At 49.6% G+C, this 26,547-nt stretch carries 19 protein-coding genes; 15 read left to right on the forward strand and 4 right to left on the reverse strand.

Annotated features, from left to right (window positions below; translation table 11 throughout):
• Positions 1 to 17: 17 nt before the first annotated feature.
• From DFP94_RS20700 to DFP94_RS20710, 3 genes are all read left to right on the forward strand, one after another.
• Positions 18 to 1,649: an S-layer homology domain-containing protein gene (locus tag DFP94_RS20700; protein ID WP_114498375.1), complete on the forward strand. Its 1,632-nt coding sequence runs from the start codon at positions 18 to 20 to the stop codon at positions 1,647 to 1,649.
• Between the two features lie 28 nt (positions 1,650 to 1,677).
• Positions 1,678 to 6,552: a GH92 family glycosyl hydrolase gene (locus DFP94_RS20705; protein ID WP_114498376.1), complete on the forward strand. Its 4,875-nt coding sequence runs from the start codon at positions 1,678 to 1,680 to the stop codon at positions 6,550 to 6,552.
• Between the two features lie 154 nt (positions 6,553 to 6,706).
• Positions 6,707 to 7,111, forward strand: a complete 405-nt coding sequence (locus tag DFP94_RS20710; protein WP_281269520.1) for a carbohydrate ABC transporter permease — start codon at positions 6,707 to 6,709, stop codon at positions 7,109 to 7,111.
• A 446-nt stretch (positions 7,112 to 7,557) separates the two neighbouring features.
• On the opposite strand, the gene DFP94_RS20715 is transcribed toward DFP94_RS20710, so the two are convergent.
• Positions 7,558 to 8,361: an AAC(3) family N-acetyltransferase gene (locus tag DFP94_RS20715; RefSeq protein WP_114498378.1), complete on the reverse strand. Its 804-nt coding sequence runs from the start codon at positions 8,359 to 8,361 to the stop codon at positions 7,558 to 7,560.
• A gap of 808 nt (positions 8,362 to 9,169) precedes the next feature.
• On the opposite strand from DFP94_RS20715, the gene DFP94_RS20720 reads away from it, so the two are divergent.
• Positions 9,170 to 9,628 (forward strand): NUDIX domain-containing protein, encoded by a 459-nt coding sequence (locus DFP94_RS20720; RefSeq protein ID WP_114498379.1) that lies wholly within the window; start codon positions 9,170 to 9,172, stop codon positions 9,626 to 9,628.
• Positions 9,629 to 9,977: 349 nt separating this feature from the next.
• Here DFP94_RS20720 and DFP94_RS20725 read toward each other — a convergent pair whose 3' ends face one another.
• Positions 9,978 to 10,427: a MarR family winged helix-turn-helix transcriptional regulator gene (locus tag DFP94_RS20725; RefSeq protein ID WP_181873240.1), complete on the reverse strand. Its 450-nt coding sequence runs from the start codon at positions 10,425 to 10,427 to the stop codon at positions 9,978 to 9,980.
• A 112-nt stretch (positions 10,428 to 10,539) separates the two neighbouring features.
• Here DFP94_RS20725 and DFP94_RS20730 point away from each other — a divergent pair, with 112 nt between their 5' ends.
• The 3 genes from DFP94_RS20730 to DFP94_RS20745 all read left to right on the forward strand — a co-directional run bounded on the left by DFP94_RS20730 (position 10,540) and on the right by DFP94_RS20745 (position 12,523).
• Positions 10,540 to 11,034 carry a glutathione peroxidase gene (locus DFP94_RS20730; RefSeq protein WP_114498380.1) on the forward strand — a complete coding sequence of 165 codons (495 nt, stop codon included), beginning with the start codon at positions 10,540 to 10,542 and terminating at the stop codon, positions 11,032 to 11,034.
• Positions 11,035 to 11,840: 806 nt separating this feature from the next.
• Entirely contained in the window at positions 11,841 to 12,212 is a 372-nt protein-coding gene (locus tag DFP94_RS20740; protein ID WP_114498381.1) for an MmcQ/YjbR family DNA-binding protein, read from the forward strand.
• 119 nt (positions 12,213 to 12,331) lie between these two features.
• Positions 12,332 to 12,523: a hypothetical protein gene (locus DFP94_RS20745; protein ID WP_114498382.1), complete on the forward strand. Its 192-nt coding sequence runs from the start codon at positions 12,332 to 12,334 to the stop codon at positions 12,521 to 12,523.
• 77 nt (positions 12,524 to 12,600) lie between these two features.
• On the opposite strand, the gene lacZ is transcribed toward DFP94_RS20745, so the two are convergent.
• Positions 12,601 to 15,711, reverse strand: coding sequence for a beta-galactosidase, LacZ type (lacZ, locus tag DFP94_RS20750; RefSeq protein WP_114498383.1), 3,111 nt, complete (start codon positions 15,709 to 15,711; stop codon positions 12,601 to 12,603).
• A gap of 120 nt (positions 15,712 to 15,831) precedes the next feature.
• On the opposite strand from lacZ, the gene DFP94_RS20755 reads away from it, so the two are divergent.
• Positions 15,832 to 16,656, forward strand: a complete 825-nt coding sequence (locus DFP94_RS20755; protein ID WP_245955024.1) for an AraC family transcriptional regulator — start codon at positions 15,832 to 15,834, stop codon at positions 16,654 to 16,656.
• A gap of 35 nt (positions 16,657 to 16,691) precedes the next feature.
• Here DFP94_RS20755 and DFP94_RS20760 read toward each other — a convergent pair whose 3' ends face one another.
• A complete protein-coding gene (locus DFP94_RS20760; RefSeq protein ID WP_114498384.1) occupies positions 16,692 to 17,615 on the reverse strand; it encodes an ArsR/SmtB family transcription factor in 924 nt (307 codons plus the stop codon).
• Between the two features lie 188 nt (positions 17,616 to 17,803).
• Between DFP94_RS20760 and DFP94_RS20765 the strand changes: the two genes are divergently transcribed.
• The 7 genes from DFP94_RS20765 to thrS all read left to right on the forward strand — a co-directional run bounded on the left by DFP94_RS20765 (position 17,804) and on the right by thrS (position 26,542).
• The gene (locus DFP94_RS20765) at positions 17,804 to 19,300 is read left to right on the forward strand and encodes an alpha-N-arabinofuranosidase (RefSeq protein WP_114498385.1); all 1,497 of its coding nucleotides are present in this window, start codon (positions 17,804 to 17,806) and stop codon (positions 19,298 to 19,300) included.
• 6 nt (positions 19,301 to 19,306) lie between these two features.
• The gene (locus DFP94_RS20770) at positions 19,307 to 19,591 is read left to right on the forward strand and encodes a DUF6171 family protein (RefSeq protein ID WP_114498386.1); all 285 of its coding nucleotides are present in this window, start codon (positions 19,307 to 19,309) and stop codon (positions 19,589 to 19,591) included.
• A 249-nt stretch (positions 19,592 to 19,840) separates the two neighbouring features.
• On the forward strand, positions 19,841 to 21,316 hold the full coding sequence (locus DFP94_RS20775) for a sensor histidine kinase (protein WP_245955025.1): 1,476 nt from the start codon (positions 19,841 to 19,843) through the stop codon (positions 21,314 to 21,316).
• Positions 21,300 to 21,833 carry an alpha-glucosidase C-terminal domain-containing protein gene (locus DFP94_RS20780; RefSeq protein ID WP_245955026.1) on the forward strand — a complete coding sequence of 178 codons (534 nt, stop codon included), beginning with the start codon at positions 21,300 to 21,302 and terminating at the stop codon, positions 21,831 to 21,833. The genes DFP94_RS20775 and DFP94_RS20780 overlap by 17 nt, the downstream gene beginning before the upstream one ends.
• Positions 21,834 to 21,977: 144 nt before the next feature.
• Entirely contained in the window at positions 21,978 to 22,925 is a 948-nt protein-coding gene (locus DFP94_RS20785) for an SDR family NAD(P)-dependent oxidoreductase (protein ID WP_114498388.1), read from the forward strand.
• Between the two features lie 56 nt (positions 22,926 to 22,981).
• Complete coding sequence (locus DFP94_RS20790) at positions 22,982 to 23,932, forward strand: alpha/beta hydrolase (RefSeq protein WP_245955027.1); 951 nt, start codon at positions 22,982 to 22,984, stop codon at positions 23,930 to 23,932.
• Positions 23,933 to 24,628: 696 nt separating this feature from the next.
• Positions 24,629 to 26,542, forward strand: a complete 1,914-nt coding sequence (thrS, locus tag DFP94_RS20795) for a threonine--tRNA ligase (protein WP_114498389.1) — start codon at positions 24,629 to 24,631, stop codon at positions 26,540 to 26,542.
• The last annotated feature ends 5 nt before the right edge of the window (positions 26,543 to 26,547 follow it).

The following is a 26,547-nucleotide window of genomic DNA, read 5'->3' on the forward strand; positions in this document are numbered from 1 at the left end:
AAGGGGAGGACAATACGGTGAGAAAATATATGGCGGCGATTCTGGCATTGGTGATTATGCTTATGCCGGCTTCGGTCTTTGCTGCATCTTCCTTTACACTGGATCTCAGTGTGGAGGAAGTACAACGCGGCGGTCAACTTACGCTTTCTGGAGAAGTTGCGGATGAATCGGACGATGTTGTGGTCAAAATTGTAAGTCCGAATCAAACCATCTTATATATTGATGTGATACCTGCAGCAAATGGCGCTTACTCGCAGACTGTTACAATTCCTCAGACGGAAGACCTGGCTCCTACCGGACAATATACGGTGATTGCAGGAAACGGTAGCCTGACGGAAAGCGGGACGTTTACAATCCCGGCCAAAGGCTCCGGTACGAATCCGGCTCCAACACCAACCCCAACCCCAACTCCAACGGCGCCTACGAATAATAACAGTGGTCCTGTGATTGATTCCGATAAGATTCCGCCTAATGCAGGACAGGCGAATGGGGCAAAGATCCAGCCTGAGCCGGCTAAGGACGGCCGTTATCTCGCGGGTCGTGATGTAATCGCTGAGGCTGCCCGCCAGGCAAATGGCTCCGTGACGATTGAACTTCCCGCTACGGCCTCGGAATCTGGCGCAGCGCTGGAATTCCCGGCGAAATCGTTGACGGAATTAAGTGATCAAGGAACGGATTTGATCATTGTGTCCGGTAATCGGACGGTGCGTTTTCCAGCCGGGTCATTACCGGGATCTGTCGATTCGTCTGCCCGAATCCATATTGTAGTGCAAGCGGCTTGGAACAATGAAGCCAAGGCATGGGTAGAGCAATCGTTAAGATCCCAATCGGATTATGCATCCACGGGTGTCGTGCTTTCTGTAGTGATTCAATTGATTTCCGGCGATAGCATTAAAGAAATTCATCAATTAGATAAACCGGCTGTAGTGACGATAGCTCTGACGAGTGAACAGGCACAGCTTATTTCTGCAGACCTGGCCGGCGTGTATTATGCGGACGGCAAATCTGTGGAATATGTGCCGGGCATCTTGAAGAACGGTCAATTTACGTTCTCTGCGGATCACTTTTCCTACTTTACTATCTTGCAATACAGCAAGACGTTTGTTGATTTGGTTGGCCATTGGGCAGGGGCCTCGGTCAAGTCGCTGGCTGCCAAACAGATTGTGAACGGGGTGGACAATAATCATTATGCGCCAGGACGCAGCATTACGCGTGCCGAATTTGTTGCCTTGATGATGCGGGCACTTGAGTATTCGGGCAGTCAGGCAACTGTCCAAGGGGCTACGGGAGTATTCACCGACGTGCCGGCTGACCGCTATTTTACCGAACATGTAATCAATGCATCTGCGCTTGGCATCATCACCGGATATGAAGGAAAATTCCGGCCAAACGACCAGATTACCCGTGAGGAAGCAGTCGTAGCACTAAATCGTGCGGCAGATTATTTTCATTTGACAGCATCCGGACAAGGACAGCCTGCTTTTGCAGATGCCGGAAGCATCTCGGTTTGGGCTAAGGAAGCGGTTGAGAGTGCATGGAACTACGGCTTGATTCAAGGCGACGGGAAGAAGTTCAACCCGGGCCAAGCTGTGACTCGAGCCGAAATAGCTGTTATGGTGGAGCGGCTATTGAAGAGCAGTTCTCTGTAAGGAATAAAAAGGAGGAGAACCAAGCGTAATGAATAAGAGGTTTATTGCAATCACTATGACGCTGTTGCTATTATTCGGTTTATTGGAATCATTGATCCCTGGGATGGCTTACGTGACAACGGCAGCATCCGGCACGATCGTTCAGGGGGAACCGACACGCAATGTCGCCTTGAGCTCAGCAGTGACCGCTTCGGGACAATGTAACAGCAATGAAGCCGGAAAGTTCGCCGTCGATGGTAAGACAGACACGAAATGGTGCGATAATACGAGTGCCAAAATCAAATGGCTGAAGCTCGATTTGGGGCAGGTTTACACGATTAATGAATGGGTTGTCATGAATGCGGCGGTTGGCGAAAGCAAAAATGCCCCTTTCTGGAATACAAAAAATTTCCGTCTGCAAAAAAGTGATGACGGTACGACATGGACAGACGTCGATATCGTCCAGAACAATGCCCAGGCCATCGTTGACCGCTATTTGCCTGAACCGTTCTCGGCCAGGTACGTCCGGTTTTACGTTAGCCAGGGAGCGAATGACTCTAATGCCGTTCGTCTATATGAATTAGAATTGTACGGAGTGGAAGCCGGGAAGACGCCTGCGTATCCGCCCGTCAATCTCGAGGCGGTTGACTATGTAGATCCGTTCATTAATACGCTCGGAGACAATGGTCAGACCAATCCGGGACCGACGATGCCGTTCGGCCTTGTATCGCTTGGACCCGATAGTGACGGCGGCGCATTCAGCGGCTACTATTATCAGGACACGAACCTGAAGGGCTTCTCGCATCTGCGTTTTAGCGGTGTAGGCTGCAGCGGGGCCGGCGGCAATATCTTGATGATGCCTGAGACCCGTACGTTCACCAAAAATGTTAATGAATATAAGCAGAGATACGACAAGGCGAGCGAGCAGGCATCTGCCGGCTATTACGCTGTGACACTCGATTCCGGCATCAATGTGGAACTTACAGCTTCAGATCATGTCGGATTTCATCGCTACACTTTCCCGAGTACAGCCACAACAGGCTCCGTTCTGGTCGATCTGTCCAATTCTTATGCGGGTATGATCGATGCAAATTTGAAAGTGGAAAGTAATAATGAAATTACCGGTATGGTCAAGTCGAAAAATGTATGCGAAAATGGATACTATGTCATGTATTTTGCGATCCAATTCGATCAGGACTTTGATTCGTACACCTCCTGGCAGGGTGATGCAACAGGAACCGATCCCGTTCGCAGCGGTTCCAACAGCGGAGTGTGGGTGAACTTTCAAAATGCCGGCGGTGAGGTGATCCAAGCCAAGGTGGGTCTGTCGCCAATCAGCGTCGAGCAGGCAAAGTATGAACGCGACTACGACATCACAGACTGGGAGTTTGATGCTCAGCATGCTAAAATCCGCAAAGCTTGGAGTGACCTGCTTAATAAGGTAGAGATCACGGATGCGGATGAAGAGAACAAGAAGATTTTTTACACGCAAATGTATCACACGTTCCTGCATCCTAAAAATGTGACAAGCTCCTTGGGCACGTTTAAGGCGGGGAGAGATGAGACTACGGTCCGGCAGGCTTCCGAGTTGGGCAGTGATTTTGAATATTACAACGGCTGGACAACCTGGGATGATTTCCGGAAATATGCCCTGTTCTCTGTGCTGACTCCAACTGAATATAACAACATGGTGAAATCGTTGGCAGATTTGTACAAGACCCGTGGAGCCTATACGCAATGGGGAGATGGGTACTGGCCAAGCCCGACGGTACGTAATGAGTTCAACGGGGCAGTTCTGCTCGATGCGTATGCCAAGGGATTCCGGGATTTCGATGCCTACACTGCCATGAAGGGGATGGGAATCGATACGGATAACTTCGGGGATCAAGACAAGGTATCCGGTCAGCTTGAAAAGGCAAAGAGCGGGTATTTTCCGATGAAGCTGGCTGAGCTGCTTGGAGATAACACGGCATATGAAAAGTACAAGGAAATTGCCTTATCTTACAAGGATCTCTGGAATCCGAATCAAGTAGATGAAAATGGCAAGAAAATGGGTTTCTTTACTCCGAACGGAATAACCGTCAGCAGTGGGGAAGTGGCTCAAGTAGACAAATATGCCTATCAGGGAAATCTGTGGCATTATCGCTGGTCCGCTTCGCAGGATATGGACGGCTTGGCTGAGCTGATGGGCGGCAAGACTGAAATGGCCAAGCAACTGCTGGATTTCTTCAGCCGGGACGAATATATGGCTGTCAATGAGCAGGATCTGGATGCTCCTTACTTGTTTAACTACTTGGGGTATCCGTATTTGACGCAATATTATGCGCGCGAGTTCACGACAGAGGTTGTAACCCAGAAATATCATAACCATGGACTATATAGCTATCCGATGAAATCGCGGATATACAGAGCCGATCCCGAAGGCTATTTGTCTTCGATGGACGATGATGCGGGCGCAATGGCCTCCTGGTTCGTGTATAGTGCACTGGGAATCTATCCTACCAATCCGGGAGATGCTGGTTTCCTGATCGGGTCGCCGATTTTCTCGGAAGTGAAGCTGCATTTGGATGGGGGCAAGACGTTTACGATCAAGGCGAACCAAGTATCAAGCGAAAATCGCTTTATCCAATCTGCGCAATTGAATGGCAAGGTATTTGACCAGGCATGGATTAGCTATGAGGATATTATGAATGGAGGAACTCTTGAGTTTGAAATGTCCTCAGTGCCGAATACGGCTTGGGGCGCCAAGGCTTCAGCGGCTCCGCCGACAACGGATTACAAGTCAAATGTGGACAGTAACTTGTCCCAGCAGGAGTTGCTTGCTGAGGTAGCAGAATGGAATTACTTCGATAAGGGAAGCTATGCCGGCAATGGCTGGACAGGTATTTCTTACGACGATAGTGCCTGGAAATCGGGTTCGGCACCGCTGGGGTATGACAACAAAGGATATGCAAAGACGACGGTAAGCTATGGAACGGATAGCAATAACAAATACCCGACTACTTACTTCCGCAAAACTTTTGAGGTTGCTGACCTGGACGGTCTGATCGAGCTGGACGCATCCCTGATTCGCGACGACGGCGCGGTGGTATACCTGAATGACCAGGAAATCATTCGGACGAATATGCCATCCGGTGCAGTGAGCTATAACACTTATGCCAATGCAACGGTGAATGATGAGCGAGACTGGAACGTCTATCAAGTAGATCCTTCCTTGCTTGTAGAGGGCACCAACGTTATCGCGGTGGAAGTGCATCAGGCAAACGCCACAAGCTCGGATGTGGCATTCGATTTCAAGCTGGTTGCTGTAAGAGAGCTGGCGAAGCCTGCTGCTCCAACGAATCCAGTTGTAGATGATACGGCCAACTCGTTCGGATGGACTTATGTAACAGGCTTCAGCCAGCCGTCCGATTATCAGTTCAGCACGGACGGAGGTCGGACCTGGATGACCGCCACGGCCAATCCGCAGCTTGTCGGTCCGGTCGCTTATGAGATCGGTGCTGTACAGGTACGGGTAGAAGCAAATGAAGCTCTTGGGGGAGCTGCGGGAGAGCCACTACTTTCAGATGCTGAATATACCTCTGATATTAAATGGGATGTATTCGACCTGAACGCCGAAGTTACACGGTCCGGAAATATGCTCGTTGATATAACCGGCAATTTAAAAGGCGCCTATACAGACTCGGCAGTTGCCGTAATTCAATTAATGAATGGTGGCGAGCAAGCTTTTGTGACCAGTGCGATTCCGGTTAATACCGGGGATTTCGATCTGACTCAAGCCTTCAATGTAAATGCCAAGAAATATCAGGTCAATATTTATCTGGTGGATAAATATGAAGGCAACATCTATGATTCCCTCTGGCTGGCTGATCCGATTGTGTCACAAGCGGAACCGCAGCCGGAACCGAATCCGGAGACACCGGAAGAAGAACCGCTTCCGGAGCCGTTACCGGTTCCGGTCAAGATACCGGATGTGCCTGAACCTTCGGTAGAGCCTGAGGCTCCGGCGGACACGCCGAACTTTGAAGCGGTAGACGGGAAGTTGACGATCCAGTTCGAGAGCAAAACGGAATGGTCGACTGACAAGCATAATAACGGCAGTCCATTAGGGACAGAACCAAACAATGGGGGAACCGTGGTCAAGAATACCTTTAGCGGTGCATGGCTGGCCTACAAGCGTGTTGATTTCGGAACTACGGGAATGAATCGGATACAGATGGTATACGATGCCCCTACCGGAAGAGCGCCTGCAGATGCAAGGGCTGAAGTCCGCCTGGGCGCGGTAGATGGTACATTGATCGGAACTGTAAACCTGACGCAGACGGGCAGTGGTTGGGGAACTTACAGAACAATGGCTGCAGAACTGAATACTACAGTTAAGGGAATACAGGATGTCTACATTGTTCTGAGGGGAACAACTAACTCAAGTAAACCGTACATCGGTAACCTGGACAGCTTTACGTTCGATAAGATCAGAAGTGACTATGCCAAGCTGGAGCTGGAGCTCTATGATGCATGGTCCACGGATCTAAATCCGGCCAAGAACAGTCCATTGAAGACGGAAAACGGAAAGAGTGGGCAACAGGTAGCGAACACCTTTAATGGAGCGTGGCTCGCATATAAAGGAATGGACTTTGGCACGGTCGGAGTAAATCAATTTGCCATCGAATATTCCGGGAATAGCGGCAACTGTTCACCTGATGCAGAGGTGGAGATCCGTCTGGGCTCGGTAACTGGAACGCTGATCGGCAAGGCGAAGGTTCCGCCGACGGCAAGCTCATGGGGCTCCTATGCGACGGCAACGACTCAATTGACGCAGACCATAACCGGGGTTCAGGACATTTACCTTGTTCTGACCGGGACGATGGATTCGAAGTATACCTATATAGGAAACATTGATAATGCAAGCTTTTCGTTCAAGTAAGGTACCATTTAGAGAAAAGACGGCGTTTTTCGTGTAAACCACGGAAACGCCGTCTTCGTTTATTGGTTATTGGATAACATATTGAAGCATGTTTCAATTGAACCTAACTTTGAAATTATTATGATTGATGCCACGATCGTTAGCGTCCACCAGTATGGAGCGGGCGCCGCGGGCATTGGAAGAGGCTGCAGTTATTGACGGGGCAAATCCAATGCAGGTTTTATTGAAGGTTTATGTACCGGTTTCCGTTCCGGCATTAGCGACAGTAGCCTTGTTTAGCATTGTAGGAACATGGAACGACTTTTTCAGTGGGTTGATTTATATGACCAAGGTGACCCACTATCCATTGATGACATACATACAGTCATTAAGTATTAATATATCGGATCTGGTAAAAGAGGGGGCCAATTCGAGTTCACTAGCCAATGTTACGGAAATATCAAACAGAAACTTGAATGCAGCCAAAATCGTCATCTCCGTAGTGCCCCTTTTAATGATTTACCCGATGTTACAAAAGTATTTTGTTACAGGGATTGTGGTAGGGTCGGTAAAGGAATAATAACACTCATTTCAGGATAAGAAGAGAAGTGGTCGGAATGACCAAAAATACAAAGAGAATTAAGAAATCAAGTGATCCGCTCCGCATTTGTTAGAAATCATACGGAAGAGGGGCTTTTCGAGCAACTAGAGAATGATAGTAATGAGAAAATTCTCTTTTACGAAGCAGAAATCCCTTTGTCCAATACCGCCATCGTACCCACACTGGGATAAAATAATTGCCTAACTCATCGGAATAAGCAGACGGCATTTCGCTGATTCGATGTTTCATTTTAGAACTGATATTAATTTGAGGGAGTATGGGACGAGCGATTCTGTAAAATGGATTATGTAACTCCCAAAGAATGATGCTCTTCTTGGCAAGGAACAGGCTGAGTGCGGCTCTGTAGAGAGCCAGGGGTAGCGAAATAAGAACTGTGTTATGAAAACCCCTGTTGTTTAAAGTTCCTACCCCCTGTTTCTTTCCATCCATGCGGCTGCCCAGTCTACCAACGGCCGTTGCTCCAGAAATCGGACTTCAGCATTTCCGATTCTGTGAATCTTAATATTCATTTCTTTATCATATTCGTCTCCCAAGCGGACAAAATCCCCGTCGTCCACAGCCTGTGTTTCGTAAGTCACCCATTTGCGCGTTCCTTGCTCCAGAATTGCACTGCTTTCATGGACGAATTTCTTGGTCGGAAAATTAGCTATAGTTTCAGCCAGGTGTAGCGACGTGTTTTTATCATAGCCGACGCCAATCAGGAGTACATAACCATTTAGGTGATACAATTTATCCAACGGGGACTTCTTCCCGAAGATATTGCATAAATCATGGTTTTGAGTTAGATATTCCGCATGCTTGCCTACTGCGGCAATTGACCGTGCCGGGTGATCCGACCTTTTGGCTCCCGGCCACTTACGAAACACTTCAGCCACGACGCCCATACCGATCGCAGGGGTTATTTCTTTATCATAGGGGGGCCAGTATTCGCGAATTATCGGCCACCATTCCATAGGTACTTCACCGTGGACTCCCGTTGAAGGATCGAGATTCTTCCATGTCTGGGAAGGCATCATCAAAGTCCCTTCTTCACCGATAATTACAAGAAGAGATTCAATTAAGGTTTCGGCTCCACCTACAACAAAACCCAATTTGCTTAAAGAAGTATGAACGAATATGTGTTGACCTTCCCTTAATCCGCAGTTTTTTAATGCATGGATTAGATCTTCTTTCGTTAATATGGATCTTGTTTCTTGAAGTTCGGTCATGTGGCTCTCAGCCCTTTCTTTTATTACAATAACCCGCAATAATTAGCGGGGGCGTTTCAAGCGTGGCCAGGGCAGCAGAGCCCTTCGATTCATTTATCCATATTATACCAACGATATTTTTTTGCAACAATAGCTCCAGAAAAATAACTTGCCGTTACAGACTGCGCAGAGAACCATATAACAAATTGTGGTAATGCCAAAGTTTGAAGTTGTGGTTGATTTGAAGGACTATATTATGAGTAGATGAAAAAATAAAGACCGGGCTAAAGCTGATATGCTCCCCGTCAAGTAGACAGGTGATTGATACTGACTTAGAGCGCATAGGAGCTTGGGATTAGTTTAGAGAATTTTATCAAAACGCAGACGAATTCAAATCAAGTCAGTCTTGACAAACAAAATATTTTATGTTTCATCAGGGGGAGGTATTATAACAGATCCTGCTAACAGGAATACCTGTTTAATGACATCGATAGTAGCAATGAATACTCGAGGAAACCCTAGAGATCAATCTTCACCCATAGGATGGGGTGTAGCGCCTATGATGTCCGGGACACCTGTAGATATGACAACAATTGCTCTAGCTATAAGAAACAAGGCTATTGAGATTCTGACTAATTTAAAATGTTTCCGTATTTATGACAATAAAGTGATGCTTAAATAGGGAACAAAAAGAGCCTCTACTCTGTAATATTAAAGGTGCAGCCGGCCATTGATGACCGGCTGCCTTTTCATTAAAGTAACGGGCAGGTTTCTTCCAATATGTGCTAATATAGTATGACTATATTAGTGAGAAGAGAGGTCACCTCTAATGAGGATTGTTGTAACTGGCGGAGCGATTATAAGAGATAGCAACGGTAGAGTTTTATTGCAGCAGAGATCTGATTACGGTGATTGGGGATTGCCAGGCGGAGGCATGAATCCGGGTGAGACCATTCAAGAGACAATGATAAGAGAAGTTATTGAGGAGACAGGATTATCTGTTAAGGATTGTGAATTTTATGCAGTTTATAGCGGCCCTAGAATGGAATACACCTATCCTGATGGGAACAAGGTGGTTTTCGTTATGTTCCTTTTCAATGCTTGGACTAATCACAGTGAGCATTTATCAGAAGATGGAGACACGATAAGATTCCAGGACGATCTATGTGAGTCATTGAAATTACAGTTCTGGAATATTAGCGATATCTCGCTGGATCAAATAAACAAAGTCCAACGACCAGTTTTTGAAGATTTGCTTAGTGGAAAGACAAATATTCTTAGATCTTAAACTCCTAATTCGTTGAACTAACTGAGAACGATAGTTCAATTCAGCAATACTTTTTACCAAGTCATAATGTAATTGTAAATGAACAAAGAAATGGATAGGGATTCAGATGTTTTCTGAAACCTCTATCCATTTTTTAATTTCGCCAATAAAATGTCTAACATCACATTCAATTGCTTATCGTTATTGGCTATAGTGGACTTCCTTTAACTTTTAATAAAATCGGAAGAGGGGCTCATTTGTTTAGCCTTCTGTCTCACCTCGCAACGAATTTACTCTTTCGCCAGCGAAAATGCCTCCAAGTGGGACTCCCTTGCTATACAGAACACTAAAAATGCCTTTGCACCATGCCTTACGTCTGCACCGCCTCATCCACCTTGCGCAGCAGGGACTGGAGCTGTGCACGGAGCGATTCGAGTTCCTCCTGCCGAAGCCCCGCACCGGCATACAGTTTGGCCGGTACCTCCGCAGCCTGGGACTTGAGCGCGCGGCCTTCGTCGGTCAATTCGATGATGACGTTGCGCTCGTCGGCTTTGCTGCGGGTGCGGGTCAGGAGGCCCATCGATTCCAGCTTCTTCAGCAGCGGCGTAAGCGTACCGGAATCGAGATACAAGCGGGCACCGAGCTCTTTGACGCCGATGCCGTCTTTTTCCCACAGAGCGAGCAGGGTAATATATTGCGTATAGGTTAGTCCAAGTCCGGACAGAATCGGGCGGTACAACTTCGTCATCTCGCGGGAACAGGCATAGAAAGCGAAACATAACTGATTCTCCAGCTTGAGTAGATCGTCTTCGGGTGTCACGGACAAATCTCCTTACATGAATAATTTGATTCATTATATCACGCCTAGATTTGACGTATCAAATTAAATTGTATAAAATCTAATTTAGAAAAACCAAACGGAGGAGATTGCAATGTCTGTCTACGATTATGAGGTAAAGACGATTCGTGGAGAAAAGCAAAGTCTGGCGGAGTATGCGGGGAACGTGCTGCTGATCGTCAACACCGCGACGAAGTGCGGATTTGCGCCGCAGTTTAAGGGCTTGCAACAGCTGCACGACGAATACGGGGCTCAGGGATTCTCGGTGCTCGGATTTCCTTGCGGCCAATTCGCGAATCAGGAGGAGGAGCATGACGAGGAGATCGCCCAGGCTTGCGAGCTGAACTTCGGCGTATCGTTTCCGCTGTTCACGAAGGTGGACGTGAAGGGGGATGAGGCGCACCCGCTGTTCAAGCATTTGAGCGATAAGGCACGCGGTGTGCTGGGATCGAAGTCCATTAAGTGGAACTTCACGAAATTTCTGATTGACCGGGAAGGCAACGTCGTGAAGCGGTTCGGGCCGAACGAGACGCCGGATAAAATTGTGAGCGACATCCGACAATTGCTTGCGGAGCCAACGCGCGTATAACGGCATCCCATCTCCGAAATGTAAGCAGAATGTGAAGGCCCGCCACCAGGTGCGGGTCTTTTCTGTTGAATGAAAATCGTTTGAAAATTAAATTATTATAATCTTATCATTTTGCTATTTCAGTGCATTTGACAATTATGATAACAAAAATAAATTATAGTTGGTTCAAATTTAGGTTACTGTCTTTTTCCATGATGTCATCCTCCGATATGAAATGACCGGTTAGAGAGAGCTCCTGAGAGTTCGAAACCTTGATCCATTCCTCGCAAACATCCAAGACACAAGGTCAATATCACGTAGCAATAGATGCCTTCAACGTACTTTATTGAAGCATTTATATAAGTTTGAACATCTTACGCAGCAATTTGAATGAAGAAATTTGACGACGTCTTCATTTTGAAAGGCACCTGAACTGGAGGGGGGGTATCCCGAAACTCCGCCAGGCCGGAATCAAAAACACGATGTTTTCGATTCATATGTACAAATACGCCGGAGCGAACGCGACGACGGTGAAAAACAACATCGATAACGTATTAAACAAAAATCTGGCTCTCGTCATTGGCGAACTTGGCATCAAACATACAAAGGCCATGCGGATAAGGACAGGGATGCCATCACCAAGATTGAAATACTAACTACGAATCGTCTCATTTTTTCCTCCGTGCTTATAGGTCATTTTATTTTGTATTATTTCTGGATTTTTGTCGAAATTTTTTGTTTATATTGGAGGAACCTTTGAGGTTTCCGGCGATCATGGTATATTTACACCAGATTATGTGATTATGATAGTCAAGGGGGAGAACCCGGTGTACAAGAAACTGGTTTCTTATTGTTTGTCCAAAAAAGGGGCGGTTGAGGAATATCCGTTCGGGCCGGATCCGCTCGTCATGAAGGTGGGGGGAAAAATGTTTGCGCTGATCACCGTGCCCGGGAAACAGGATGCGACGGTGAGCATTTCTTTAAAATGCGACCCGGTGATCGCGGCCAATCTGAGAGAACAGCATGAATGCGTTCTGCCCGGATATCATTTGAACAAAACGCACTGGAATACCGTGGTTGCCGACGGTAGCCTTCCGATGGCCGATATGCAGGCGATGATCGACCATTCCTATGAACTGGTGCTCGGCAGTCTGACGAGAGCGGCACGAGAGGCGGTCTTGCAAAGAATAGGGGGGTAGCTGTTCAGGGATATGAAAAAAAGCAGGGGGCCCGGCATGGCCTCCTGCTTTTTGGCTTGCGTCATGCTTCCCCTGAAATCGCAGAAGCTGCGAAAAAGATAGGGGGAGGATTACCAAAATTGAAAATAGTTTATCCCTTTTTTCAAAATCCCGATGGGCCTTACAGTACTTTGTTCGGCTCTTTGTTCATCCGGAAAATCGGTATCCAGGATGACAACACTTCCATCCGGATTCTCGAGCTCGGCATCAACGATGCGCACCCGGGGGAATTTTACCGATTGCCTCCTCAAGTGCAGTCTCAATTCCCTTGAATATATATTTGGTCCTTATGAAAAAGCCGAACCGCCGCAAATCTGCAACGGTTCGGCTTCTTTCATTTGGCAGGTTGTCAGATGGGGCGAAGCGTAAATTTAAAGAGGTAAGGGCGATTGGCAGGCAGGGTATACGCTTCATGCGTAGGCGCTCCCCAACTGTCGTCGCCGCCCACGCCCATCTGTTTGTAGTTCACCCGCACCACGGTTTTATGGCTGACGGGCAGCTTGTAAACATGGTCGTGGGCTTCTAGTTCCTCGGGCGTCCAAGGGAGGACATTCCACTCGAACGGTGCCCCCGATTCGAAACGAAGGCCGGATCCTTTAACGCCTTGGTACACTTGCGCAAACCGCACGTCGGTTTTGTTGCCGGATTCCTGCGGTCTCAGATAAGGGACGTATTGGTCCCGGACGGCACCCGCGTAGAGTCCAAGCCTAGCGCCCGTTTTGCGGTCAGCATAGCTGTCATGCGGCCCCCGGCCGTACCAACTTGCCGTATCCAGATTTTCATTCAACTCGAGCAAAAGTCCGAACTCCGGTAGTTCGGGTAGGCCTTCGCCCGGAACGAGAGTTTGCTCAACTTCGATCGAAGAATCCGGATGAATCCGGTAGGCGAGGGATAGCGTACATGAAGGCTGAACCTCCCACATGTATTCGGCCGTAACGATGCAATCCGTACCTTCCATGCCATAGTCAAACCGGATTAACCGGCGGGTGGCGGGGGCGTTTCTCCAGAAGGCGCACCGCTCGGGCAGCTTGTTGCCGCGGTCGTTGTCGGTGACGGCTCGCCAGAAATTCGGCCTTGCCGGAGCCAGCAGCTGTTCCTTCCCGGCAATGGAATAGGAGACGAGTTCTCCGGTGGACCGGTTGAATCGTATCGATGCATCCGGGCAGGCAATGAGCAGTTCCTCCGCCGTTTCCTTCGTTTGAACCGGAACCCCTTCGCAACCATGACGAAGAGGAAGGAGGCGAGGCGACAAAATAAATTGTTCCCAGGCTATTTCATGTCCGGATGCGGCCCATTTCTGATTCCGGTTCGTTTTGAAGGATACCGTGAGTACGGATTCTTTGGCAAAGTCGGCCGGAACGTCAAAAGGAATCATGATTTCGGCTGACCCTCCCGGCGGAATCGATATCTCCAGGACGCCGCTTTGCACAACCACGCCGTCTTGCGCCACCTCCCAATTCAATGGATAGTGACTTAAATCCGTGAACAGGAATCGGTTGGTGATCCTAAGTAGCCGGTTCTGCAAATCAGCCGCTTCAATTTTTACGTCTTGGTAGCATTTCTTCACTTCCAGTAACTTTGGCGTAACCGTCCGGTCGGCGAAGATTAGCCCATTGCCGCAGAAAGTCCCGTCATGCGGCGACTCTCCGAAATCCCCCCCGTAAGCAAGGTATTCTATGCCATCCGGCGTCGTCGTCCGGATCGCTTGATCGACCCAATCCCAGATGAACGCCCCTTGGAGGATTTCATACCGGTGAAACAGATCCCAATACAGATGGAGCCCGCCGCAGGAATTGCCCATCGCATGGCTGTACTCGCAAAGGATGTACGGCTTCTGCGGGTTGTTCTGCGCGTAACGTTCGACATCCGCCGGCTTCACGTACATGGTGGATTCCATGTCACTCGCGGCTTCCGACTTCCTGTAATGGAAGATGCCCTCATAATGGACGAGCCGGGTGGGATCGGCTTGTTTCAGGAAATCGTGCATGGCTATAAAGTTATCGCCGCCGAACGCCTCATTTCCCAGCGACCAAACGATAATGGACGGATGGTTCTTGTCCCGTTGGAGCATGGAGTTGCAGCGGTCGAGGACGTTTTCGCGCCATTCGGGCCGGCTGCCCGGCACATTGAATTCGTTCAGTTCCTTCTGCCCGTATTGCCAGGTGCCGTGCGTCTCCAAATTGGTCTCATCGATCACGTAAAGGCCATATTCGTTGCAAAGCTCGTACCAAAGAGGCTGATTGGGATAATGGGAGGTCCGGACGGCATTGACGTTGTGCGCCTTCATCAGCTCGATATCCCGAATCATGTCCTCTCTTCCAATGGCGCGGCCGGTATCGGGCGAAAATTCATGCCGGTTCACGCCTTTGAACAGGATTCGCTTGCCGTTGATTTTCATCAGGCCTTCCTTCAGCTCGAATTTCCGGAACCCGGTCTTGCAACTGACGGCTTCGAATACTCGGCCCGTCTTGTCCTTCAGAGACAGGACCAGCGTGTACAGATGGGGCGCTTCCGCACTCCATTTCAACGGATCGGAAATCGTCGCCGAGAGTTGTGCCGTACGGGATTCTCCGCTCTGGATGGAAAAGGCGAAGGATAGCGGATTTGTCAAAACGGCTTGTTCGCTTGCGTCAAACAGCTCGGCCTCAACCGTGAATTCTCCGAATTTTTCCCCGTCGCTTACATCGTCTATTGTTACGTCCACCAGCAATTCAGCATCCCGATAATCGGCATTCAGCTCGTTGCGGACGAAGAAATCGAATATATGAACCGGGGAAGGAGAGTACAGATAGACGTCCCGGAAAATGCCGCTAAGCCGCCAGAAGTCCTGGTCCTCCAGCCAGCTCGCATCGCACCAGCGGTACACCTCAACAGCCAGCTTGTTCTCTCCCTCGATCAGATAAGGGGTGATATCGAATTCTGCTGGTGTAAACGTATCTTCGCTGTATCCGGCCAGTTCTCCATTGATCCACACATAAAAGGCAGATTCCACGCCTTGAAAGCTGAGCACGACCGGCCGGCCGGCCCAAGCTTCGGGAACGGTAAACGTCCGGAGATAAGAACCGACGGGATTGTAGGCAGTTGGCGCAAAAGGAGGCCTCAGTTCAGGCTCCGATTCCGACCAGGGATATCGGACGTTCGTATATTGGGGATAATCGTACCCCTGCAGTTGCCAATGGGAGGGAACGGGTATTTCCGCCCAGCCGCTGGAATCGTAGTCGGTTTCGTGGAAGGACCTGATCCGCCGATCCGGCGTTTCGGCAAAAGCAAACTTCCAAACCCCGTTCAAGGAATAATAGAAAGGGGACGAAGCAGGGTCGCAGGCAAGAGCATCCGATGGGGACGGAAAGGGCATCATCGAAGCATGGGCCGGGAGTCGGCCAAGCTGGAAGATGTCCGGGTTGTTGTTCCATTCGGGATACCCGTTAGAGGGAGGCGTATAAACCAGTTTTTTGCGCATAGTTAAAACACCTTTCTTATTCGATGATATAATATTGTCATTATACGATTGGATGATCCTATATAAAATAAAGAATATTAGCGTACTATATCAAAATATGAAACTAAGGAGGGGCTGCAGGTGAAGGATGCATTCCTGTTCTCCCGGACGGAAGAGACTACCGGGCTTCCTGTCTTTATGACGACGGTCGGGTATTGGCGGCATCAATCGGAAACCGACCGGCCCTCGGGATTTCCCGATTATCAATTGCACCAGGTCCTCAGCGGCCAGGGCAACCTGAGGTTGGGGGAAGACGAATACCTGGTGGGTCCGGGAGACGTATTCTTCCTGTTTCCGGGAATTCCCCATCGTTACATGCCCGTCAGCACGCAATGGGAAATGGCTTGGGTGTCGTTTCAAGGGAGGGAATCAAACCACTTGCTTTCCTACGCAGGGATCAACAGTTCCGGGGTAGGCAAGCTGCGTTCCGGGACTCTCCTAAAGGGGCTTGAGCGGATGCTTTCGATGGAAGGGAAGGAGGCGGGAGAATTCGAAGTTGAATGCTCCAAACAGCTCTACTCCTTGTTCCTGGACCTAAAAAAGCTCCTCATCGAGCCGGCGGGCCGAAATGAGGACTTGGAACGGATGAAGCCGGTGCTCCGGTATATCGCACAACACTTGCATCGGCCATTGCCGCTTGCCGAGCTGGCCGAAATCGCCTCGGTTTCACCCCAATATTTATGCAGGCTGTTCCAGAAAACGATGAAAATGAGGCCGCTCTATTACGTGAATCAGGAGCGCATCAGCCTAAGCAAAAAACTGATGTTCAGCGAACGGAACAAAAAGATTTACGAGATCGCCCACCAGGTCGGCTACGAGAATTCCAGTTATTTCTGCGCGGTGTTTAAGCGGCATACCGGTATGAGTCCCGAGGACTTCAAGAAGCTGCACGGGCTGAATCCGTGAACATGCCTTAAAGCCCGGAAACCTCATCACCGCAATTACGATCGCGGCGAAAAGGTTTCCGTATAAAACAGCTCAAGCGTCAGGTGATCGTTGTAGTTTCCGAATCCTTTTCCGAACAACGTTAATCCCCCAATATGCAAGGCATCGTCTTCGACGGATAACCGGAATGTCCATTCCTTCCGTTTCAAGTCGATGTCCTGCAATTTTATGCCCGACAATTTGAGCCCGTCCATAAAAGTGCCTTCGTCCGTGATGCGCAGCCGTTTCAGAAGCCCATACTGGTTCGTGTAAGGAGACCACCAGTCCGGTGTGAATTTTCCTTGCCGGTCGCCGTAGTCCCCGGGACTGGTCCAGGTGCCGACGTTGACTCCGTTGAACATGAAGGTGATATCGGATGGGTAGTTATTATTGACCGCCGGGGCTTCCGAGGCAATTTCCATGGTTAATATCAGCTCCGCCGGCTGCTCGCTGGACAGCAAATAGTTCGGTGCCTTGTATTCAATGAACCCTTTGCCGAACCACAGAACGGCGGCGTCGATGCGCTCCGGGTCCCAGAAATAGCGCGGGTCGTCGAAGCTGCCGATGATCTTGTCCATGGTTGCCAGGCCGCAGGTCGGTTCGATGTGGAAATCGGAATAGTGCCCAACCGGGATTTCAACCCGGTGGCTCTTGCGCCCGGAGGGTCCGCCCCTCAGGAATTGAATTTCAGCGCCGGTTACGGCGAGAGAACAGATTTTTTGCAAGCCGCTTTTTCCCGGCATCATCTGCGTTGCGATCAGTCCGGCCTCGGACAGCTTGCGGACATGCATCGTCATAATCGCACTCGATAATCTCGTCGCGCTTGCCAGGTCTTTAATATTCATCGGCCGCTCGGCCAGCAAACGCAGGACATGCAGGCGTACGGGACTAGCAAGCGCTTCGTATACGGGAAGGGATGTTTCCGTTAGATCAAGATTCATTAAGGGTCCGCCTTATTATCAATTTGGTTAATAATTATATTAACTATGTTCCGGTCCTTTAGCAAGAAGATATGTGATTAAGGTCATTTTTGTGAAAAATCAATTGACTATTCCTCCAATTGTTGCCTATAATATTTATAAAAATATGAATTAATTAATAAATATATTAACTAAGGAGTGAATCGATAATGACGTTACAAGGTGTGCTGAACGCCGATCGTGAACAAGGAAGTATCAACCGAAACATTTACGGACATTTTTCCGAGCATTTGGGAAGATGCATTTACGAAGGCATTTGGGTTGGCGAGGATTCACCGATTCCGAATACCAACGGAATTCGAAACGATGTTTTGGAAGCGCTTAAGCAGATCAAAATTCCCGTTCTCCGTTGGCCGGGCGGATGTTTTGCGGATGAATACCACTGGAAGGACGGCATCGGACCGAAGGAAACGCGCAAAGAGATGATCAATACCCATTGGGGCGGCGTGGTCGAGAACAACCATTTCGGGACCCACGAGTTCATGGACCTGTGCGCCCTGTTGGAGTGCGAGCCTTATATCAACGGGAATGTGGGCAGCGGCACGGTGCAGGAAATGTCCGAGTGGGTCGAGTACCTGACATTCGGCGGGAAATCTCCGATGTCCGAGCTTCGCAGCCAAAACGGGCATCAAGAGCCCTGGAAAGTGACCTATTTCGGAGTAGGGAACGAAAATTGGGGCTGCGGCGGCAACATGCGTCCCGAGTATTACGCGGATTTATACCGTCGTTATCAAACCTATGTCCGGAATTACGACGGCAATATCATTCACCGGATTGCCTGCGGTCCGAATTCGGACGATTATAACTGGATGGAAGTGCTGATGCGCGAAGCCGGGCGGTTTATGGATTCCATTACGCTCCATTACTATACCCTTCCCACCGGCAACTGGGCCGACAAAGGGGAAGCGACGGGATTTGACGAAGCGGCCTGGTTTGCGACGCTGAAAAAGGCGCTGCACATGGACGAATTGATCGCTCGCCACAGTACGATCATGGATAAATATGATCCGGAAGGCCGGGTCGGACTCATTGTGGATGAATGGGGCACCTGGTATAACGTAGAGCCGGGAACGAACCCGGGCTTCCTCTATCAGCAAAACAGTATCCGCGATGCGTTGGTGGCGGGATTGACGTTCCACATTTTCCATAAGCACAGCAGCCGGGTTCGGATGGCGAACATCGCTCAAACCGTTAACGTCCTTCAAGCCGTCATTTTGACGGAGGGAGAGAAGATGATGCTGACTCCGACCTATCATGTGTTCGATATGTATAAGGTTCACCAGGACGCCGAATTGCTGGATCTCTCGCTCGACGGCGGCAGCTACAAGCTGGGCGGGGAAGAGATTCCGGCCGTAACGGCTACGGCATCCCGCGATGCGCAAGGGGCGATTCATATCAGCTTCTGTAACCTCCGGACGGAATCGGCAAGCGAGGTGAAGCTTGACCTTCGCGGTTTGGCTTCGGGCGAGCTATCGATAACGGGCACCACGCTTGCAGGCGACAAAATAGATGCCCACAATACGTTCGAGCAGCCGGAAGCCGTCGCGCCGAGAGCGTTCACCGACTTCTCACTGGAAGACGGCACGTTGTCCGTGACTTTGCCGGCCATGTCGGTAACAACGCTGGAACTGGCGGTAAAAGCGTAGGCTGTCATGGCGGACACCTCCTGTAAAGCCTGCCGTAACGATTACAAGGTTTCCGATGCGCAGATGGAACGCTTGCTCAAGACGACGATGTTCGCTCCGGAGCGGCGGGTCAGCGATGCCCAGTATCAGGATCGGCTGGAGCGCTGCCGTTCCTGTCCGAAGCTGATCGACGGGGCAACCTGCGCGGCCTGCGGTTGCATTATCCCCGTCATTGCCTGGCTGAAGGAGCGGTCCTGCCCGCTGCCGGGCGGCGGATTGTGGAGTGCTGCAGGGCAAGACGGTGGACAATAACATTCCCGCCCCGCTAAAGCTGGCGACCAAAGAATAGCCGAGCATTCCCGAAATTGAACACTCCCGGATAAGGCATCTATCTTCAAGCCTGTCCGGGAGTTTTTGCTATGCTCCCGTTCCCCGGTGAATCGGATAAAAATCACCCTAAAATCCATGAAATTTCCTACCTGTATTTGCCTGCTTTCACGGTATTATTAAAGTTGGAGGAGTTTTATATGCTTCCGCCCTAGGCTTAACGGAGAGGAATGAGTGTCTACGAATATGATTTTTAATCGATTTAAAAATGTGACCTTCAAAAACAGAATCATATTCATTTTCCTGATCAGCAGCTTGACCCCGTTTATTTGCCTCGGTTTCCTTTCTTTCTTTACGATCGATTCGATTATCGGGAACAAGGTGGAGAGCGCGCTTCAGAGCAATTTGAAACAGGATCTAATGACGCTGGAAAACACGTTGAACAACATGAGCCACGTTTCGCAGCAACTGGCCTACGGCGGCGGAACGAACCGGCTCATCGAACAACTGGGGGTCGAGCAAGAGCCGTACGAGCGGGTGCGTCTGGTCAATGAAATCCGAAGCGAGTTGAACGTCATTACGTTTTCGAATCCGAATGTCGGCCTGGTGATGTATTATTATCCGGATAATCATTCCTACGATTTCGAAAATTTCAGGGTTAGGGGAAACTTCGCACAGGAGGAACTCCCCGTACTTGCGGAGTATACGGACATTTCATATTACGGACCCCATCCCAGTTATAACGGTTCGATCAATCAGTTCGTGTTCAGCATCATGAGGAAAGTGAATTTGCCGGATCGGAACGTCTACTTATATATTGAATCGGGCAGAAATGCGCTCAAGTCCTTATTCGCGCCCCAGAACCAGAAGGAGAGCCCGCGCCGCCTGTTGCTGTTGGATGACTCGGGGCGCATCGCATTCAGCGAGGTTCCGGAGGCGTTTGCCGAAAACACGTTGTTTCCCGGAGTGAATTCGAAAGCGCTGTCAGGGTATTCGGGCCGCTATTTTTGGAACAGGGAAATCAGCAATCAGGGCTGGAGTGTCGTATCCGTGTTGCCGGAACGGGAGCTGAATAAAGAGCGGAACCGCTGGTTAGCCCAAATTACCGGCATTTTTCTGATTTTTATTTTTGTCGCCGTCCTGTTCGCCTGGTTGTTATGGAAAATGGTCTACCGGCCGCTGGACAAATTCCATACCGAAATTAAATCCCTGATCCACTCGAATGCGAAGGAGCATACGGAATTAACGCTGATTCCGGAATTCGATTATTTGCTCTATCAGACCCGGAACATGAAGGGGAAAATATGGGCGCTTTACAAGGAGATCGAGCAGAAAGAAAAGCGAAGGGCCGATTTGGAAGTAGAAAAACTGTTGTACCAAATTAATCCTCATTTTCTGATGAACACTTTAGATACGGTGCATTGGCTTGCGCTAATGAACGGACAGCACGAAATCGACAAGCTGGTGCTCAGCCTGAACAAGCTATTGTATTATAATTTGGGGAAAATGGGCGAAACCTCGACCGTTGGCGACGAGATCGAGGCCTTGAAGGAATATTTGCAACTGCAGCAAATCAGATACGATTTTGAGTTTGATGTGGAAATCGATGCGGATGAGCAGTGTCTCACTTTGCAGAGCCCCAGATTTCTGTTGCAGCCGTTGGTGGAAAATGCCCTGTATCATGGGGTTAGCGATGACGGATACATTTAAGTATTTTAGCCGATTGTTCCGGGAGCAAGTAGGGCTCTTGCCCAGCGAGTACCGGCAAATGAAACGGCTCGGCGAAGCGGTGAAGGCGATGGCGGCGCTTAGCTTCACCCTTCCGGGTCTGCCGCTGATTTATTCGGGGCAGGAAGGCGGGCTGGACCACCGGCTCCAATTTTTCGAAAAGGACGAAATTTCATGGGACGATCTCTCCATGCAGGATTTCTACCGGGAACTGGCCGACTTGAAGCACGACAATCCGGCCCTGTGGAACGGAAAAGACGGCGGCCCGTTTCACGCCCTGGAAGCGACTGAAGAGCAGTTGCTTGCTTTTGAAAGAACACAGAATGGCAATGTGGTGATCGTAATTATGAATTTATCCGCGGAAAACGTGAACGGCGTTGTGAGCATGGATTCCGTTGCCGGCACGTATCATGCCTATCCCGAGGGGACGGAAATGAGTCTGTCCGAGGAGCATTCGGTAGAATTAGGCCCCTGGGAGTATCGGATTTACACAAAATAGTAGTGATTTTTCAGGTAGTTTTATAGCGCGAAGAGTATGGGACGATCCCCCACTCCTCGCGTTTTCCTTGCAGTGCAGGGGGATGTCGAATAATATTTCCTTTTCCTATATAGTTATAGATATGTATTAAAATCGGGAGGCGGCATGAAAGAAAAACTTGAAAAATATGTTGTGATTACGGGAGCAAATTCGGGAATCGGTAAAGCGGCGGCGTTAAAGTTTGCGGCAGAAGGATACCGCGTCATTATGGCTTGCCGAAACATGGAGGCCGGAAATGTCGCTCGGCATGAATTGATTGCGAATTCCGGCAATTCCGACGTTGACTTGATGAAGGTGGATTTGTCATCCTTCGAATCGATTCGCAACTTTTGTTCAGCTTACAAAGCCAACTACCCGCGGCTCGATATTTTAATCCACAATGCCGCTTACTTGAGCCATGGGGAAAAGGAGTACAAGCTCAGCGCGGACGGGATCGAATTGTCATTTGCCGTCAATACGTTCGGGCCCTTCCTGATGACCCGGCTGTTGGAGGAGCACTTTGCCGAATCGCAAGATCCGAGAATCCTTCATGCGTGCACGACCAATATCAAACATTTTTTCGATCCCAAAAGGATCATCGATTTCGATAATCTGCGCGGAGAATATCGGGATACCCGGCCTTATAGCGTCTACAAGATGTATGGGGATTCCAAGATGGCGCTGCTGCTGTTGAACTTTAAACTGGCGGAAGAATATCGAAGCCGGGGAATTAAAGTCAATGCCCTGCAAATTAACCGCGTTAAAATTTCGCCTGAGACCCTTCAAAAGATGAGCCCGCTGTGGAGAACATTGGCCAAGGCGCAAAATCTCATTAATCCGATGCCCGCCGGCATGGCTGAAACCTATTTCCATATTTGCACCTCGGATGAAATGAAGGATGTGACAGGCCGGCTTATTAACCATATGAGAGAGTGCATACAGCCCGCTTCAAACGAGAAAGGCTTCTCGCAGATCAAGAATCTGTTCGGATCCCAAAGTTATCCAAGTTATGCCGCAGACATCCGGAACAGGGAGAAAATATGGGGATTGAGTGTTGAACTAACCGAAAGGTAACGAAGTCCGGTAGGAAGGAGGGGATATTCTGCTGCGAAGGTTGGAGGATATTTCTCGTGAAGAAGAAGGTGTTGATCATGGTTACTACCCTTGTTGCGCTGCTGCTTGTAATCGTTACATCCGCGAGTTTTTATTTTTATAACGTCGCGGTTGCGCGCGCGGACAAGAGCTTTTTGAACGGCAATCCGGATCTGGAGGTCAGCGCGGATATTGATGAGCTGACGTTTACGAAGAGCGAGGCGTGGTGGGAGGAACGATCTTTTGAGGAGTGGAGCATGGTCTCGGACGACGGGCTGAAGCTGCACGCTTATTATTTGGCAGCCGAATCGAAGACCGATACAACGGTCATCATTGCGCACGGATACAGCGGAAAGGCTACGGATATGGGCAACTTGGCCCAAATGTATGGGGACAAGCTGGGTTATAACGTGCTTCTGCCGGATGCCCGCGGGCATGGGAACAGCGAAGGCAGCTATATCGGATTCGGCTGGCCGGAACGCAAAGATTACGTCAAGTGGATTAATAAAGTCATCGAACACACGGGTGAACAATCTCAAATCGTGCTTCACGGCGTGTCCATGGGCGGAGCAACCGTCCTGATGACGAGCGGCGAGAAGCTGCCATCCAATGTAAAGGCGATTGTAGATGATTGCGGATATACATCGGCTAAGGAACAACTGACTTATCAGTTGAAACGCATGTATCATCTTCCTTCTTTTCCGCTCGTCCAGACAACAAGCTTGTTGACCAAACTTCGGGCGGGGTATTTCTTCGGCGAAGCTTCTTCCCTGAAGCAGGTGAAAAAATCGGTTACGCCGACCTTGTTCATTCATGGCGATGCGGATTTGTTCGTCCCTAGCGAAATGGTGCATGAGCTTTACGATAACGGACCGTCGGAGAAACAGCTGTATATCGCGCCCGGAGCGGGGCACGGCTTGGCCCGTACCGTCGATCCGGAGAAATATGATCAAGTGGTGAAAGAGTTTATCCGGACTTACGTGAAGTAGTCTTTTCACAAAAAAATAGATGAGGTTAATCGATCCGCTCTTGACTTTTGGAATGAATATGTAATATTGTTGTAGCCAATAAACAAATATCAGGCTTTGACCAAAGACATGATTTCCTGCACGGACTGTCCAGAGAGAGTAGCTCAGGCTGAAAGCTGCTCCTGTTACGGTAGTGAAATTACCCCTTTGCAGCCGTGGCGTTGAACCCGCAAAATTTACTTTTACGGCAGTATTCGTCACCGTCCGATCCCCGATACCGGATTCTAATTGAGGTAATTCAAAAAGTCATCTTTTGATCGTGAAGTATTTCCGGGAGAGGAACCGACATTGAATCTTGAATTCAGTTGATCGCTCCGTTGCTCACGTAGGTTTTGCCTACGCTCCGCTACTCACTCCCAAACTTCATCCAACCTTCTCGACGCTGAAAAGCCGACTTTTTGGAATCTTACTAAACGAGGACCATTCATCCGCATCTCTTGGCATATTGCCAGGCGATAGCAGGGCGGAAGGTCGAATTAGGGTGGAACCACGAGCAGAACGCACTCGTCCCTTGGCGGAGAGATGCGTTTTTTTTGCGTCCTGAAATGTTTACAGGAACAAGGTTTCCGCAAAGTAAAGTATCTAACCGACAAGTCATGCGCCCTTTGCGGTAGCTATGATCTGCGTTCAATCACTGAAGAAATGGAGGCTAAAATCATGGAGATCAATGTAAGTTTGCCGGATGGAACAATCAGGAGGGTGCAGCAAGGAACCACCATAGCTCAAATTGCGGAGTCCATCAGCACCGGACTCAGAAAGAACGCTGTCGCCGGTAAGGTCGACGGAAAACTAGTGGATCTAAGTTACCCGATCCCCCAGGACAGCCTCGCCGAAGTGATTACGCTCGATAGCAGCGAAGGGTTGGAAATATACCGGCACAGTACGGCTCATTTAACCGCCCAAGCAATAAAGCGTATATATGGAGAGAAGGCCGTCAAGCTGGGCATCGGACCGGTGATCGAAGACGGGTTTTACTATGACATCGATATCGAAAAGCCGTTGTCCACGGACGATCTTGCCGCCATCGAGGCCGAAATGAAGAAGATTGTGCAGGAAAACCTGCCCATTCTCCGCCGGGTCGTCAGCCGCGGGGAAGCGATACGGATATTTGAGGAACTCGAAGACCCGCTCAAACTGGAACTCATTCGCGATTTGCCTGAAGAATCCATAATCACCATCTATGATCAGGGGGAATTTTTCGACTTATGCCGGGGGCCGCATCTCCCGTCAACAGGCCGGATCAAGGCGTTCAAGCTGCTTAATGTGGCGGGGGCTTACTGGCGCGGCGATTCCAACAAAAAAATGTTGCAGCGGATTTACGGAACGGCATTTCCCAAGCAATCGCAGCTTGAGGAACACCTGCGGTTTATTGAGGAAGCGAAGAAGCGCGACCATCGCAAGCTGGGAAAAGAACTGGAACTATTCATGTTTTCCGAAGAAGCTCCGGGCATGCCCTTCTATCTTCCCAAAGGGATGACGATCCGTACGGAGTTGGAGGATTTCGTACGCGAGCTTCAAAGACAGCGGGATTATGACGAGGTTCGCACACCGTTGATGATGAACAACCGGATTTGGGAAAATTCCGGACATTGGGATCACTATAAAGACAATATGTATTTTACGAACGTGGACGAGACTAAATTTGCGCTGAAACCGATGAACTGCCCCGGGCACATGCTTGTTTATAAAAACAGTCTGCGCTCTTATCGCGACTTGCCGATCCGGATTTCGGAATTCGGCCAGGTGCACCGCCACGAATACTCCGGAGCCTTGAACGGAATGATGCGGGTCCGCACGTTTTGCCAGGACGATGCCCATCTTTTTGTTTTGCCAGAGCAAATCGGGGACGAGATCAGCCGGGTCATTGCGCTGATTGACCATGTATATCAAATCTTCGGCTTCGAATATAAAATTGAATTATCGACCCGTCCGGACGATTACATGGGGTCCGAGGAAATATGGGATGAGGCGGAAAAATCGCTGCAAAGCATTTTGGACCAGCACGGTATACAGTACCGCATCAATGAAGGAGACGGGGCGTTCTATGGGCCTAAGATCGACTTTCACATCACGGACGCGCTCAAACGCAGCTGGCAGTGCGGGACGATCCAACTGGATTTCCAGATGCCCGAGAAATTCGATCTCTCTTATATCGGCGAGGACAATCAAAAACATCGCCCCGTCGTGATTCACCGGGCGGTGTACGGTTCGATCGACCGGTTCATCGGAATGCTGACCGAGCATTATGCAGGGGCTTTTCCGGTGTGGCTGGCCCCGGTTCAGGCGAAGTTGCTGCCGGTTTCGGACAATTATACCGATTACGCTTACCAGGTGAAGAAATCACTGGCGGAGGCCGGAATCCGCGTCGAAGTCGATGCGAGAAACGAAAAGCTCGGCTATAAAATCCGCGAAGCCCAGCTTGAAAAAGTGCCGTACACGCTCGTCGTCGGCGAAAGCGAAAAAACGGCGTCCAGCGTATCGGTAAGGAAGCGCGGAGAAGGGGATCTCGGCTCCTGCGGCATTCCGGAGCTCATCCGGCAGATCCAAGAGGAGATTGCTGCACGAAATTAACTTCA

Origin of the sequence: Fontibacillus phaseoli (assembly GCF_003337355.1) — a bacterium.
Taxonomy (GTDB): Bacteria; Bacillota; Bacilli; order Paenibacillales; family Paenibacillaceae; genus Fontibacillus; species Fontibacillus phaseoli.